Origin of the sequence: Syntrophorhabdus sp., from assembly GCA_012719415.1 — a bacterium.
Classification (GTDB): Bacteria; Desulfobacterota; Syntrophorhabdia; order Syntrophorhabdales; family Syntrophorhabdaceae; genus Delta-02.
This window is the reverse complement of the sequence record JAAYAK010000320.1, coordinates 13,935-28,596: the sequence shown is the minus strand read 5'-3', so window position 1 is coordinate 28,596 and position 14,662 is coordinate 13,935. Positions and strand designations below refer to the sequence as shown.

Annotated in this window: 14 protein-coding genes, 1 tRNA gene and 1 other RNA gene; 7 read left to right on the top strand and 9 right to left on the bottom strand. The window is 58.6% G+C overall.

Annotation, left to right across the window (positions count from 1 at the left end):
* Window positions 1-120: 120 nt before the first annotated feature.
* The 5 genes from GXX82_18090 to GXX82_18070 all read right to left on the bottom strand — a co-directional run bounded on the left by GXX82_18090 (window position 121) and on the right by GXX82_18070 (window position 4,641).
* Window positions 121-711 carry a CDP-alcohol phosphatidyltransferase family protein gene (locus tag GXX82_18090; protein ID NLT24952.1) on the bottom strand — a complete coding sequence of 197 codons (591 nt, stop codon included), beginning with the start codon at window positions 709-711 and terminating at the stop codon, window positions 121-123.
* A gap of 11 nt (window positions 712-722) precedes the next feature.
* Complete coding sequence (locus tag GXX82_18085) at window positions 723-1,814, bottom strand: inositol-3-phosphate synthase (GenBank protein NLT24951.1); 1,092 nt, start codon at window positions 1,812-1,814, stop codon at window positions 723-725.
* Window positions 1,815-1,875: 61 nt separating this feature from the next.
* Window positions 1,876-2,433: a Fe-S-containing hydro-lyase gene (locus GXX82_18080; protein ID NLT24950.1), complete on the bottom strand. Its 558-nt coding sequence runs from the start codon at window positions 2,431-2,433 to the stop codon at window positions 1,876-1,878.
* Window positions 2,430-3,269, bottom strand: coding sequence for a fumarate hydratase (locus GXX82_18075; GenBank protein NLT24949.1), 840 nt, complete (start codon window positions 3,267-3,269; stop codon window positions 2,430-2,432). Before GXX82_18075 ends, GXX82_18080 begins: the two co-directional genes overlap by 4 nt.
* A gap of 10 nt (window positions 3,270-3,279) precedes the next feature.
* Window positions 3,280-4,641 carry an NADP-dependent malic enzyme gene (locus GXX82_18070; protein NLT24948.1) on the bottom strand — a complete coding sequence of 454 codons (1,362 nt, stop codon included), beginning with the start codon at window positions 4,639-4,641 and terminating at the stop codon, window positions 3,280-3,282.
* Window positions 4,642-4,874: 233 nt separating this feature from the next.
* Here GXX82_18070 and GXX82_18065 point away from each other — a divergent pair.
* The 7 genes from GXX82_18065 to dacB all read left to right on the top strand — a co-directional run bounded on the left by GXX82_18065 (window position 4,875) and on the right by dacB (window position 11,433).
* A tRNA-Ile gene (locus GXX82_18065) sits at window positions 4,875-4,947 on the top strand.
* Window positions 4,948-5,053: 106 nt separating this feature from the next.
* On the top strand, window positions 5,054-5,764 hold the full coding sequence (locus tag GXX82_18060) for a hypothetical protein (GenBank protein NLT24947.1): 711 nt from the start codon (window positions 5,054-5,056) through the stop codon (window positions 5,762-5,764).
* Window positions 5,764-6,162, top strand: a complete 399-nt coding sequence (locus tag GXX82_18055) for a ribonuclease HI family protein (GenBank protein ID NLT24946.1) — start codon at window positions 5,764-5,766, stop codon at window positions 6,160-6,162. The genes GXX82_18060 and GXX82_18055 overlap by 1 nt, the downstream gene beginning before the upstream one ends.
* Window positions 6,155-6,523: RNase P RNA component class A (gene rnpB / locus GXX82_18050), an RNA gene on the top strand. The genes GXX82_18055 and rnpB overlap by 8 nt, the downstream gene beginning before the upstream one ends.
* A gap of 131 nt (window positions 6,524-6,654) precedes the next feature.
* Complete coding sequence (locus tag GXX82_18045; GenBank protein NLT24945.1) at window positions 6,655-8,235, top strand: glycosyltransferase family 39 protein; 1,581 nt, start codon at window positions 6,655-6,657, stop codon at window positions 8,233-8,235.
* 5 nt (window positions 8,236-8,240) lie between these two features.
* The gene (locus tag GXX82_18040) at window positions 8,241-9,884 is read left to right on the top strand and encodes a glycosyltransferase family 39 protein (GenBank protein NLT24944.1); all 1,644 of its coding nucleotides are present in this window, start codon (window positions 8,241-8,243) and stop codon (window positions 9,882-9,884) included.
* A 19-nt stretch (window positions 9,885-9,903) separates the two neighbouring features.
* A complete protein-coding gene (gene dacB, locus GXX82_18035; GenBank protein NLT24943.1) occupies window positions 9,904-11,433 on the top strand; it encodes a D-alanyl-D-alanine carboxypeptidase/D-alanyl-D-alanine-endopeptidase in 1,530 nt (509 codons plus the stop codon).
* Window positions 11,434-11,439: 6 nt separating this feature from the next.
* On the opposite strand, the gene GXX82_18030 is transcribed toward dacB, so the two are convergent.
* From GXX82_18030 to GXX82_18015, 4 genes are all read right to left on the bottom strand, one after another.
* Complete coding sequence (locus GXX82_18030) at window positions 11,440-12,195, bottom strand: ABC transporter permease (GenBank protein ID NLT24942.1); 756 nt, start codon at window positions 12,193-12,195, stop codon at window positions 11,440-11,442.
* Window positions 12,185-12,916: an ABC transporter ATP-binding protein gene (locus GXX82_18025; GenBank protein ID NLT24941.1), complete on the bottom strand. Its 732-nt coding sequence runs from the start codon at window positions 12,914-12,916 to the stop codon at window positions 12,185-12,187. Before GXX82_18025 ends, GXX82_18030 begins: the two co-directional genes overlap by 11 nt.
* Before the next feature lie 163 nt (window positions 12,917-13,079).
* The gene (locus GXX82_18020) at window positions 13,080-13,358 is read right to left on the bottom strand and encodes a 4Fe-4S dicluster domain-containing protein (protein NLT24940.1); all 279 of its coding nucleotides are present in this window, start codon (window positions 13,356-13,358) and stop codon (window positions 13,080-13,082) included.
* 11 nt (window positions 13,359-13,369) lie between these two features.
* Entirely contained in the window at window positions 13,370-14,659 is a 1,290-nt protein-coding gene (locus GXX82_18015) for an FAD-dependent oxidoreductase (protein NLT24939.1), read from the bottom strand.
* Window positions 14,660-14,662: the final 3 nt, after the last annotated feature.

Here is a 14,662-nt window from a genome sequence, read left to right as displayed (position 1 = left end):
GCCGCTTGAACCGCTTGAACTGCTTGAACGTTGAAAGACTCGATGCCATCACTATCCATTCGTCTCGCTGAGATTTGCAGTTGTTCTTGACGTTCAAGCGGCTCAAACGGCTTAAGCGGTTCAAGCCGTTTTTCTGGTTTGTCTCCACACATGCACGATCCTTTGGATGACCGTCACGTGGGTGAGGACTGCGAGGATGATGATGATCCAGTTGAGGAGGAAAGGGACGAAGAGGCCTATGATGAGAAGGACGAGTCTCTCGGGCCTCTCGAGGAGACCTGTTTTGCCGGAAAGACCCGCGGCCTCCGCCCGCGCGCGGGCATAGGGTATGAGCGCGGCGCCGATCACCGCGACGAAGGCGGCCATGGCGTATCCCGTGCTCCCCTGGCGGACGTAAACGAAGAGAATGGCCCCCATGACGGCCATGTCGGTGTACCTGTCGAGGACGGAGTCGAAAAAGCCGCCGAAGCGCGTCACCCTGCCGGTACCGCGGGCCATGGCGCCATCGAGGATATCGAAGAAACCGGCCACGACGAGGGAGGCGGCACCTGCCGCGGGAGATCCCATGAGGATGAGCGCTGCCGCCAGGAAACCGAAGAGGGTACCCGCTGAGCTTATCACGTTGGGCGATATCGTCCTCTGTCCGAGGATGGCCCGGTACAGGGAAAGGATGACGGGATCGAGGCGGTGGCCGATCTTAGAGCTTATCACGCAAGGCCCCCCTACCGGACCCTTTCACCCCTGATAAACTCCTCCACCATCACCCGCGCCGTCTCGTCGGGGTACTGCCGGATGGGGTGCTTCATGGTGTAGGCAGAGATGGACTCCAGCACTCCGCCGATACCCCTGTCCCGCGCCACCTTGCAGCACCGGACCGCGTCGATGATGCATCCCCCGCTGTTCGGGGAATCCTCGACGGAAAGCCTCAGTTCGCAGTTGATGGGTATGTCGCCGAATATCCTTCCTTCGAGCCTCATGAAGCAGACCTTGTTGTCCTTCTGCCAGGGGACGTAGTCCGAAGGGCCGATATGGATGTTCTCCGCCGGGATGGGGACATCGAGGGTCGACTGCACGGCCTCCGTCTTCGATATCTTCTTCGACGTCAACCGCTCCCTGTTGAGCATGTTGAGAAAATCGGTGTTGCCGCCGGTGTTGAGCTGATAGGTGTTGTCGAGCTTCACCCCGCGGTCGTTGAAGAGCTTGGCCAGGGTCCTGTGGATGATCGTCGCCCCGATCTGGGACTTGACGTCGTCCCCGACGAGCGGTATTCCCTTCTCTTCGAAACGTCTTGCCCATTCGTCGTCTGACGCAATGAAAACGGGGATGCAGTTGATAAGGCTGACGCCGCTTTCGAGGCAGCACTCGGCGTAGTGGCGCACCGCCTGTTCCGAACCGACAGGCAGGTAGTTAAGGAGAATGTCGACGTTCCGTTCCTTCAGGACCTTTGCGACATCGACGGGCTCCTCGTCTGCGACAACGAAGGAGCGCTCCGGCGGGTACTGCTTCATGTGAGGCGCCACGCCGTCGAGGACGTGACCCATGAGGACGGTGACACCCGTGGGCGGGATATCGGCCTCTATGGTCTTCGTGCAGTTGGGGGGTGCGAAGATGGCCTTCTCGAGAGGGGTCCCCACCTTCCGCCGGTCGATGTCGAAGGCCGCCACGATCCGGATGTCTCCCGGTCCGTAACCGCAGATATCGCTGTGCATGAGCCCGATGGCATCCTCGCTCTTTCGGGAATAGTAAATGATACCCTGTACCAACGAGCTCGCGCAGTTCCCCACGCCGGCTATGGCGACACGAATCTCTGGCATTGCATCTCCTTCTATTATCATTCTTTTAGAATATTTGCCCTAAAAAGTCAAAACAAGGACATCACTTTCTGTAGCGTTCAATGCCTTCCAGGTACAGGTCGTTGCCATGAATATCGTTGATGACGAAAAGCGGCATGTCCTTCACCTCAAGCCTGACGACCGCCTCGGGCCCCAGGTCCTCATAAGCGATCACCTCCGCGGCGACAACGGTGCGCGCGATGAGCGCACCGGCCCCGCCTGTCGCTCCGAGATAGACCGCCCTGTGCTCCTTGAGCGCGTCCCTCACCTTCTCGGAACGCTTACCCTTCCCTATCATGCCTTTCAGACCCAGGGAGATGAGTCTCGGCGCATAGACATCCATGCGGGAACTCGTTGTGGGCCCGCAGGACCCCATAATCTTTCCCGGCGGTGCCGGCGCCGGGCCGCAATAGTAGATGACCTGCCCCCTGATGTCGAAAGGCAGCTCACCTCCCGCATCGAGGGTCTCGATGAACCTCTTGTGCGCGGCGTCCCGGGCCGTATAGATGAAACCGGACAAAAGAACCTTCTCCCCCGCCCTCAAGGACCCTGTTACGTCATCAGCAAGAGGTGTCCTTATCCTCTTGAGGTCCGTTGTCATAGGATGGCCTCCCTGATGCGGTGCGCGTGGCACTGGATGTTCACCGCCACGGGCAGCGACGCGAGATGGCAGGGCGCCATTTTTATGTGAACGTCGAGGGCCGTCACCGTGCCCCCGTACCCCTGAGGGCCTATACCGGTCGCGTTGATCTCCTCGAGCAGTTCCGTCTCCATGGCTGCCAGCTCCCCGTCATCATTGCGTTTACCCACGGGAACCATGAGGGCCTCCTTGGACAGCAGCGCCGAGGTCTCGAAATTGCCCCCGATGCCCACACCGACGATGATGGGCGGACAGGGATTGGGTCCTCCCTTGCGTACCATCTCGAGGACGAAGGCCCTGACCCCATCCTTCCCCTCAGCGGGCATGAGCATCCGCACCTCCCCATAGTTCTCGCTCCCGCCGCCCTTCGGCAGAACGGTGATCCGCATACCGTCCCCTGGCACGATCTTCGTGTGGATGATGGGAGGTGTGTTGTCCCCGGTATTCTTCCGCGTGAAAGGATGGCAGCAGGACTTTCTGAGGTGACCGTGGCGGTATGCCCGGCGGACCCCCTCCGTCACGGCCTCCGTGAGGTCTCCTCCCACGACGTGCGCGTCCTGGCCGATCTCGAGAAAGGTCACCGCGAGACCCGTGTCCTGGCATATGGGCATCCGCTCTTCCCTGGCCGTATCGGCGTTCTTCAAGAGTTCCCTCAATACTTCCTTGCCGACAGGCGAACGCTCCTTCTCTATAGCGTCCCGGATGGCGCCGTACATCATATCGGGAAGATCGATGTTGGCGTCGATGAACAGGCGTTCTACAACGGAAACGATATCGTCCACATGGATCTCGCGCATGAGGGGCCCCTTAACCGGCGTAGGGCGCTATGATGCCCTTCTCCATAAGAAGACCCACCTCGTCCTGGGCCCTGCGGATCTTCGTCACCGCCATGTCGTAGAGTTCCTTTTCGTCGATGGTGAGGCGCGCGACGCCCTGCTTCATTGCCATCTTCGCGACCGCCACGGCCTCCCGGGGGAAAACTTCCCATTCATTCATCGTCGGAAGGAGGTGGTCTTCGGTAAGCCCCCTGTCCTCGGCGCACCGGGCAAGTTCGTACGCCGCGGCTATGCACATCTCGTCGGTGATGGTCCGGGCCCTGACATCGAGGGTACCCCGGAATATCGCCGGGAATCCCACGGAGTTGTTTACCTGATTGGGGAAATCGCTCCTGCCCGTGGCAACTATGCGCGCCCCCGCCTCTTTCGCGTCCCAGGGCCACATCTCGGGTATGGGGTTGGCACAGACGAAAACGATCGCGTTGTCGGCCATCGAGGCCACCCAATCCTTCTGTATGACGTCCGGTCCCGACTTCGACAGGGCGATGAGGACATCCTGCCCCTTCAGCGCCGCCGCGGTGTCGCCTTCACGGTTCTCCCCGTTCGTTGTCGCGGCGAGTTCCAGCTTCTCCCTGTAGTTGGGCTTGATATCGTCTCTCTTGCGGTTGAGTATTCCCTTGCTGTCCACGACGATGATCTTCTTCGGATCGGCCCCCGCCTTGATGAGCATGCGCACGATGCAGACGTTCGCGGCGCCTATGCCGATCATGGTGATCTTCGCGTCCTCGATCTTCTTTCCCACTATCTTGAGGGCGTTCACGAGACCGGCGAGCGTGACCGCCGCGGTGCCCTGCTGGTCATCATGCCAGACGGGGATCGGCGACTCCGCCCTCAGCTTTTCCAGGACGTAGAAGCATTTCGGGTTCTCGATGTCCTCGAGGTTGATGCCCCCGAAAACAGGCGCGATGAGTTTCACCGTCCGAACGATCTCATCGGGGTCCTTCGTATCGAGACAAATGGGGAAGGCGTCGACTCCGCCCAGGTACTTGAAAAGGAGCGCCTTGCCCTCCATGACGGGCAATCCCGCCATGGGACCGATATCACCAAGACCGAGCACCCGCGTCCCGTCGGTCACGATACCCACCATGTTCCCCTTGTTCGTATACTCGAACACCTTCTCGGGGTCCCTGTTTATCTCCTTGCATGGCTCCGCCACTCCCGGCGTATACCATATGGCGAAATCGTCGATGTCCCTGATGACGCACTTGGGAACCATCTCTATCTTCCCCTTGTAGAAAGGATGCATCTTCATCGCATCCACAGCCGGTTTCCTGGCCTTCTCCAGAAGTTCTTCCCTGGTGACCTTACCGTCGCTCACGACACGCCTCCCCATCTTCTCATTTCGCAACTGTGTCGACATTGTAGTATAGATTCGCCGAAAAATGGAATGGAAAAATGGAGAAAGACGGGGTTATGGGTCAGGGGTCAGGGGTTCTGCGTTGGGCTAACGAGCATTCATCCTCCGGTTCTTCCCATTACCCATCACCTATCACCCATCACCCGGACCGCAGGTCCATTCCATCATTGACAAACCCCCAAGAAATCGTTTAGTTTATTAGAGAAGTCGGGCCCATAGCTCAGCTGGAAGAGCCACCGGCTCATAACCGGTAGGTCCTTGGTTCGAACCCAAGTGGGCCCACATATGAAGACATGGTGAAGAAATTTCTCATAGAACGGAATAGCAAACTCACGTAAGAAGGGGTGTACCATCGGGTACACCCCTTCTCATTTATGGAGGCAACAGGGTGGAGCGGGAATTAGAGACTCTCTTTGAGGCACAGAAGATCGAAACGATGATCATGGAAGGGGAGCAGAAGCTTCTTCAGGCTCCGAAGAAACTCAGACAGATGGAAGACCAGCTCACCGAGGTCCGGGACAAGATCGAAAAGGAGAAAGAGATCGTCGAGGAACTCGAAAAAGAGAGGCGCAAGAAAGAGAAGGAGCTGGAAGGCGAAAAAGAGAAGATAAAGAAACTGGAAGTCAAGCTCTACGACGTGAAGACGAACAAGGAATACCAGGCCCTTCTGAAAGAGATCGAATCCGCGAAGGAGGCCAACGACCGGACCGAGGAGGACGTCCTCGTCCTCATGGACAAGGTAGAAGACCTCAAGAAAGACTACGAGACCTCCCAGGTGGAACTCAAAAGGCTGGAGAAGGAATCGGAGATAGAGAAGACGGAGATACAGAAAGAAACCCGGTCAATGGATGCGGTCATAGCGAAGCTCACGACGGAAAGGGACAATCTTCTCTCCATCGTGAGCGAGAACCTCAGGACCACGTACAATATCCTTCGGGAAAAACGGGGCGGCATCGCCGTCACAAACGTGCGAAACGGTGTGTGCCTCGGCTGCAATATGAACATCCCCCCTCAGCTCTTTATCGAGGTCACGAAGAACAAGCAGCTCATCCAATGCCCGAGCTGCAACCGCATCCTTTTCTTCAGAGAAGACGACTGATGCGCTGGCATGTCCACGTAGACGGGGCTTCCTCCGGAAACCCCGGGAAGTCAGGCGCCGGGATCGTCGTCAGGGACGACAGGGGAGAGATCGTGCTCACGCAGGGTATATATCTCGGCGAAATGACGAACAACATGGCCGAGTACGAAGCGCTTCTCCGTGCGCTGACCATCGCGGTCGAGCATTCCGTCAAGGATGTAACGGTATACACCGATTCACAGCTCGTGGCGAACCAGGTCACGGGGGTCTACAAGATCAAGAATAAGACCCTCTTCGGATACGTGCGGCGGGTCAAAGAAATCGTGAGCAATTTCGAACATTTTACGATACAATATATACCGCGGGAACAGAACCGGGAAGCAGACAAGCTCGCGAAGGATGCCATAATAAAAGGGTAGACGGGTGGTCGCTCCGCGTGAAGCGGGGAGGAAAGTCCGGGCATCGAAGGGCAGGATGGTTCCTAACGGGAACCGGGGGCAACCCCAGGGAAAGTGCAACAGAAAATACACCGCCTCCGAAAGGGGGTAAGGGTGAAATGGCGGGGTAAGAGCCCACCAGTCCCGCGGCGACGCGGGAGCTTTGTAAACCCCATCCGATGCAAGGCCAAAGAGGGTGCCGCCCAAAAGGCGGCGTGGATGGCCCGTCCAGTACCCGGGTAGGCCGCTTGAGGTCCGGGGTGACCCGGATCCTTAGAGAAATGACCGCCGTTTCCGCCTGCGAGCGGAAAAACAGAACCCGGCTTACAGTCTACCCTTATTCTTATAAAGACCTGTCGCACGTCGCAGGTCCCATGTCGCAGGTTTGAAACGACGGATTGGAGCATAGACCGCCTTTTTGTTGTGACCTGTGACCTGTGACCTGTGACCTGTGACGAAATACCAAAGCGACCGATGGATAATGCCAGGACCGCGAAAATAGCTCTTGTTCTGATTCTCGCAGTCAGTGCGCTTTTCTTTACCAATCTCGGGGGACGGGATTTCTGGGCCCCTGATGAAGGGGATTTTGCCCAGATCGTGAAGGAGCTGGACAAGGACCTTGTCGTGCCCCATCTCAACGGTGAGGCCTACGGTGAGAAGCCGCCGCTTTTCTACTATGCGGTCTTCGCGTGCGCGAAGATATTCCGGTGGCTCCCGGAAGAGACCTCGATGCGCCTTGCTTCGAGCTTCGCCGCTATCGCCGTCATCGTCGTCTTCTTCCTCACACTGAAGGCGCGCTTCGGTCTGACACGAACCCTCTACGCCACGGCAATACTGGGGCTTACACCCCTGTTCTACTGGCAGGCCCGCTACCTGCAGGTGGACATGGTGTTCTCGGCGGCCCTGGTCGTGGCGCTCCTCCTGTTCTTCCAATACATGGAAACGGGGAGAAAGGTCTGGTATTATCTCTTCTTCGTCTGCCTCGCCCTCGCTTTCATGACAAAGGGACCTCTCAGCGTGGCGCTCGCAGCACCCGTGGTCGTCCTCTACTGCGCCACCGAAAGAAGGTGGAGGGCGCTCCTTAACCGGCATACCTGTCCCGGCATCCTCCTCTTCATCGCCATCGTCCTTCCCTGGTACCTCGCCGTGTATGCCCGGGAAGGCTTCCCGTACCTCTACGAGAACATCCTGCGCCAGAACTTTCTGCGGTTCTTCGACGCCTGGAGTCACAGGAGGCCCTTTTATTACTACTTCACAACACTCCCCCTGGATTTTTTCCCCTTCAGTCTCTTCCTGCCGCTCGGCCTCTACGCGGCCGCGAAAGGTTGGGGAACAGACCGGGGAACGCGTTTCTTCACACTGTGGTTCATCTGGTTCTTCTTTTTCCTTTCCCTTTCGTCGGGCAAGATCAGCAAGTACATGCTTCCGGCGCTGCCCGCCCTCGCGGTCATCGTCTCGGGGACGATCACCGACGGAAGAAGCATCTACAACAGGATAGTCTTTGCCGTGACAGCGGGAGTCTTTGCCGCCCTGGGCATAGGTCTCATCGTGTACAGAACTTCTCTCTACGGCGAATTCCTTCCTGAAAGGATCATCCTCGGTTCACTCGCCCTGTGCGCCGCTGTTCTCATTTTTCTCTCGATGCGGCACCGTCGCGCGGGGGCCGCTTTCGCCGCGATAGCCGTCTTCATGGCCCTCGCGTACATGACGGGAAACGTCTCCATATTCGAGAAATGGAACCGCTACAAGTCGCCGAAACCCATGGCCCGGAAGATCCGTGCCCTCGCGGGCGACACCGTGCCCTGGGTCTACTATGGCAGTATGCGCGGGGTTTATGTATACTACGTCGGACGATTCGCCGTCCACGTGGAGGAACATGATGTCGCCGGGCTCAAGGAGTTCGCGTCACGGCATAAGGAATTCTACATCCTCACGCGCAGCCGGGATGCTGAGGAGGTGACGGGCGCTCTGCCCGGCGCCGTTGTGGAAACGGAAGACCGCATCGGAGATACGGCGATGGTCCTTTTTACAATGAGAAAGGGAAACGGCGGATAGCGATCATGAGACCGGGAAATACCTTTGCCAGGTACACGATCATCCTTCTTGTCCTGTCATACGTCTTCATCTTCTACGGCCTCGGCGACTATTCCCTGAAGGAGCCCGACGAGGGAAGGTATGCCGAGATACCCCGGGAGATGGTGGAAAGCGGGGACCTCACCGTCCCGCGTCTTAACGACGTGCGGTACTTTGAGAAGCCGCCATTTCTCTATTGGGCCGTGGCGGTTTCGTACAAGCTCTTCGGTGTAAGCGAATGGTCCTTCAGGCTTCCCAACGCCGTTGCCGCTTTCCTCAGCGTTATGTGCCTGTTTTTCTTCTGCCGGAGGTGGACCGACGACGGGGCCGCGTTCCTTGCATCTCTCGTCCTCCTGTCGTCCTTCGGGTTCTTCGGAATGGCGCGGATAGTCACGACGGACATGGTCCTCGCTTTCTGGCTTTTCCTGGCGCTCCTGTGCTTCTACGAACACTACCGCAAGAGAGGGGGCATCCTTGTCTACGGGTTCTACGGGGCCATGGCACTCGCAACGCTGACGAAAGGCCCCGTGGCCCCGGTCCTCCTGTGCGGGACCATTCTCGTCTTCCTTCTCATGGAAAGGAATCTCGCTTTCGTAAAGCACATGAAACCTCTTACGGGCTTCCTCCTGTATTTCGCCATAGCGGCGCCGTGGTTTGTCATCATATCGGTGAGAGAGAAGGAATTCGTCGATTTCTTCTTCGTGGACCAGCATTTCCTTCGCTTCATCACCACCAAGCACGACAGGGGCGGGCCCCTGTACTATTTTGTACCCGTCCTCCTGGGAGGAATGCTGCCCTGGTCGCTCTTCATCCCCCGGGCCGTGGCCGCGACCTGGAAACGCACCGACTGCCGTTTCTTCATCCTGTGGTCGGCCATCGTCTTCATCTTCTTCAGCGTGTCCGGCTCCAAGCTTCCGCCATACATCCTCCCCGCCTTCCCCGCCCTTTCCATCCCTCTGGGCATCCTCTTCCACGAGGGCCGGGGGTCCCGCTTTCGGCGGCACTGGGAGATCGCTGTCTACGGGCTCGGCATGGCGATACTCGTCTTCTCCTGTCTGCTGTATTTCAGCAACGATTTCATGACCTATATTGCCGACATCTCGATGGACGCGACGTCCATCACGCTTGACCTCAGGTACTTTTCTCTCTGGATATCTCTCACCTCGGCCGTCTGTCTCGTCCTCTTCTTCTTTCGGAGTTTTCGCGATCCGAAGAGGCTTTTCATTATCCTCTTTCTCTTCTCTCTCTCCACCATCGTTGCCATAATGGGCCATTCCGGGGTGGTGGACAGGATCAACACGGCCAAGAAGCTGGCATTGGCCGCGGCGGAACTGAAGACGCAGCCGGACATTGTCGTGAACTACTCCGCGCTCGACCTGACGATCCCATTCTACCTCAAACGCCCCGTCGTGATCGCGTCGTACAAGGGAGAGCTCGCCATGGGCGCGAAGTATGACGACGCCCGGAAGATATTCATGGAGGAAGAGGAATTCTTCCGCCTTCTCGGCTCTGACAGGAAGGTCCTCTTCATCACGAAATCCAAGAGGATAGAGAACCTGGAGAAGAAGTTCCCCGGACGGATAAGGACCCATCTGTGCCAGAACGACAGATGTCTCCTGTCGAACTACTGACCTCTGAGGATGTGACACGATGACAACGGGCAACATGACGGCACGAGACCGGGCCCGCAGGCACCTCCGGTACCTGTCCATGGTCTTTGTGTTTCTGGCCGTCCTGCACTCCCTTCCCGTCCCGGCTCCGGCCGAAACGGTCGGGACACTCAGTGACGATCTCACGGCCATCCTTGACGACCCCGCGCTTGGAGCAGCCCACATGGGGGTCGTCGTCGACTCCCTCACAACGGGGAGGAGGATCTTAGGATACAACGCCGGCAAGCGGTTCGTTCCCGCATCCAACATGAAGCTTTTCACCACGGCCGCGGCCCTGTTGGCGCTCTCCCCGGATTTCCGGTGGGAGACGCGGCTTATCACGGACGGCACGGTGACCTCCGGCGTCCTGAACGGAGACATCATCGTCGAGGGATCGGGCGATCCCACCATATCGGGATACTTCCACGAGGGAGACGTGCTCCACGTGTTCCGCCGGTGGGCGGCAAAGCTGAAGGAGCAGGGTGTGAGGGAGATCGGCGGCGACCTTGTGATCGATAACTCCCCGTTCCCGGACAAGCCTTACGGCAAAGGCTGGGACGTCGACCCGGTAAACTGCTTCAGCGCCCCAAGGGATGCCTTCACTTTCAACAACAACTGCATTCAGCTCGACATAACTCCATCGGGCAGGACAGGCGAGGCGGCACGCATCGTCATGGAGCCCGCCACGGACTACGTGAGTCTCGCGAGCGGCCTCACGGTCCGAAAGAATGCCGGCCCGGATGTCGTCAACCTCGAGTACACGACGCCGAGGACCCTGTCGATAACCGGCTCCATCGGGTCCGGAACAGGGATGATGACCCGCTACGTGGCCGTGAACCATCCCGCCTATTTCGGGGGTTTTGTCCTGAGGGAAACCCTTGAGGCCGCCGGTATCGTCGTGAGGGGAGATATCCTGTGTGCCCGTAACTGCCCGAAGACGGTCGATGTGCGGACGAGAAGAGAGAAAGGGGAATGGACCACCGTTGCCATCTACCGTTCTCCCCGGCTTGCCGAGATCATAAAGGTGGTCAACAAGCTCAGCAACAATCTCTACGCCGAGCTGCTGCTCATCGCGACAGGCAGGGCCGCGGGGGCGGCCGGGACCGAAAGATCCGCCGCGGCCGCCCTTGCCGCGCTTCGCCGCGCCGGGGTGGATACCTCCGGCGTCGTCATGACCGATGGCTCGGGGCTATCCCGTCATGACCTCGTCACACCCGACAGCGTCGCCCGATTGTTGAGGGTCATGGCCGAGGGACCCCACGCCCGCTCCTTTGTCGACTCCCTTCCCGTCATGAGCGTCGACGGCACTCTCGGCGCGAGGCTCAAGGGCTCCCGCGCGGCGGAAAGAGTGCGGGCGAAAACAGGGACGATGACGCACGTACGGGGCCTCTCGGGCTACGTGACGACCCTGAGAGGGGAGAGGCTCGTCTTCTCCATCTTTTCCAACAATCATGTCGCGACATCGGCGGTCGACGCCGCCATGGACAGGATAATTCTCAGGCTCCTCGGCGAGTCGCCATCGAAACCATAGAGAGCCCTACCTGATTATCCTTCTTTTCATCAACCTGAACGGGAAGGGCGCAAGGAGGATAACGACGACGATTATCCACACCGCGCCTTCCAGCGCGTTGCCGGGGGACCCCGCCGCAAAGGCCCTGCAGACGTTGGTGAGGTGATACAGGGGCGTGAACCAGGCCACCTTGCCGACAAAGGCGGGGAGGTTGTCGAGAGGAAAGAATATCCCCGACAGGAGGAACATGGGCGACAGAAAGAGCGTGTAAAAATAGTTCAGGGAATCCACTCCGGGGACCAGCGCCACGCACACGAGCGATATCTGCGCGAAGATGAGCCCGCTCAGGAAGAGAACGGGAATGACAAGCACGACGAGGGGAGAATCGACGAGACGGAACGCGCTTATCGTTCCGACGATGATGATGCCGTAGAGCATGCTCTTCGTCGCGCCCCATATGAGCTCGCCCGCGATGAGGTCATCTATGTTCACCGGCGTCGCCAGGATGGCGTCGAAGGTCTTCTGGAAGAATATCCGCACGTAGGTGCCGTACGTGCATTCATATATGGTCGCGAACATCGATGAGGAGGCTATGATGCCTGGCGCGATGAAATTGATGTAAGGCTTTCCCTCGACCTCCGAGATATATCCTCCGAGACCAAACCCGAAGGCGACAAGGTAAAGGACGGGCTCCACGAAGTTGAGGGCTATGCTCGACATGTAGAGCTTCCTGTAGACCGTGAAGTGCCTTTGCCACACCCTCAGGGCCCGCTTAATCTTCAAGCTTCCTCCCCGTGAGCGTGAGGTACACCGCTTCGAGGTTCCCTCCATGCTCGTCCATCAGGTCTCGCGGAGAGGCGATGACGATGATCTTCCCCCTGTCCATGATGGCCACGCGGTCACAGAGCCTCTCGGCCTCCTCCATGTAGTGCGTCGTCAGAAGGAGGGTCTTGCCCTGCCGTTTCAGGTCTTCGAGCCTTTTCCAGACCATCTGTCTGCTGTGGGGGTCGAGACCCGTCGTCGGCTCGTCGAGTATGATAACGTCGGGATCGTTCACGATGGACCTGGCAAGAAGGAGGCTCCTCTTCATGCCTCCCGACAGTTCCCTGATATTGGCCTTCATCTTGTCCGTGAGACCGACGGAGGCGAGAAGCTCCCTGGCCAGGGGTACCGTCTTCTTCTTCGGCATGTCGAAGTACCTGCCGTAAACGACAAGGTTCTGGATCACGGAAAGGTCCGGGTCGAGACTGTCGTCCTGGGGCATCACGCCCATGCGCGCTTTGATGAGGCTCGGCTCCTTCGTGACGTCATACCCGAGGACCCTGACCTCGCCGCCCGTCGGGGGGAGAAAGCAATGGATGATGCGCATGATCGTCGTCTTGCCGGCCCCGTTGGGCCCGAGAAACCCGAAGCACTCCCCCTTGACGATGGAAAAGCTGACCCCGTCGACGGCCCTGAACCCGTTATAATCCTTGATCAGATCTTTGGCGGTAATGATCTCCATGGAAAGCTCATAATTAAAATAGCAGAAAGGAGGAAAAGAAGAAACAGGTTAGAGGCAGGAAAGAGACAATGGGTGATAGGTTATAGGTCATGGCTGATGGGAAAAAAACGAAACCTTTGTGACAGTTCCTATTACCTATTACCTATCACCCATTACCCCTCTTCTATCCATACCTGTACTGCACCCCGAAGTCACCCTTCGGGTAGCTCCACTGTATGGCGCCTTCGGTGCAGGCTATCATACAGGTGCCGCATTCCAGGCATCCGGCGTACTCCACCACTATCTGGTTCTCCTCTTCATTGAAAGTGTAGAGATGTCCGGGACAGACGGTCAGGCACTGCCTGGTGGTGCACCTGGACCTGCAGATATCGTGATCTATGAGGATGTGGCTCTCCCTGTCCGTTTTGAAGGCGTCAAGGGCGAGCTTTTCGTCTATCTTCATGGCCTGTCACCTCAGATGTTCCTGATGCGGGCAAGTTCGATGAGCCGTTTCACGCTCAGCATGCCCGACGAGCGAAGCTCCTTCCACAGGGTCTTTCCCGGGGACCCTTTGGGGTTCTCGTCGAACCACATGATCTTCTCCACGAGACCGGGAAAGGTTTCAGGATAATAGGAGAAGAAGGAGTCGTTGTCGAGGTATCCCGGCACTCTCCGCGATGCCTCGAGGTCTTTGAGGACGAAGGATTCCCTGAGACGCTCGCCGTAGCGGGAAAGGCCCTTCTCCGAAAGATCGCCCGATGCCTTCGCTTCGACAATGGCCTCGGCGGCCGCCATGCCCGAGGCGATGGCGAACTCCATCCCCCGCACCGTCACGCCCATATTGAGGGCAAGGCCCGCGGCGTCGCCCGCAAGGAGAATGCCGTTTCCGCAGAGCTTCCCGATGCCGTCATAGCCGGCCTCTGGTATGACATGCGCCGAATACTCGACGATCCTCGCGCCATCGAGGAGCCTTCGCATCTCGTAGCGCTCCTTGAACATTTCGAGGAGCGTCGACGCGTCCAGCGCGGGGGTCCTCCCCATCATGGCGCCGATACCCGCCACGACACCCAGGGAAAGGGTGTCCCTGTTCGTGTAGAGGAATCCGCCCCCGAAGACACCCTTCGTCACGTCACCCAGGAACAGATGGGCAACGCCTTCCCCGTCACCGACGTTGAACCGGTCGTTTATCTTCTCTTCAGGAAGCTCGAGCACCTCTTTCATGCCCACGGCGTATGCCTTCGGAGACAGGGCAGGCAGCAATCCCGCCTTGCGGCCCATGAAAGAGAGGACGCCATCGGCGGCTACGACAACGTGAGCGGGGATCTCTTCCGCTCCGGCGCGTATCCCGGCCACCACCCCGTTCTCCCACAGGAGATCGTCGACGCGGTACTTGGGGATGACGAAGACGCCTTTCGCCATGAGCCTCTCCGAGAGCCACCTGTCGAGGCGGGCCCTGAGCACCGTGCAGCTGTGGTCCTCGTTCCTGAACCTGTCGGAGGTGTGGTCGATACTGACGGAATTGGCGCTTCCCAGAAGACTCCAGCGTTCGCGCACGACCTTGCGCTCAAAAGGCGCCCCGGCAAGCATCTCCGATGCCATGCCGTCTATGGGTTTGAGGTAGAGCCTCCCGCCAGTGACGTTCTTGCTGCCCGCGAAGTCGCCCCGCTCCACGACGATGACCTGCAGGCCGTGCCCGGAAAGCACCCAGGCGCAGGACAGGCCGGCAAGGCCGGCCCCGACGATCACGACATCGATCTTGTCCATGCC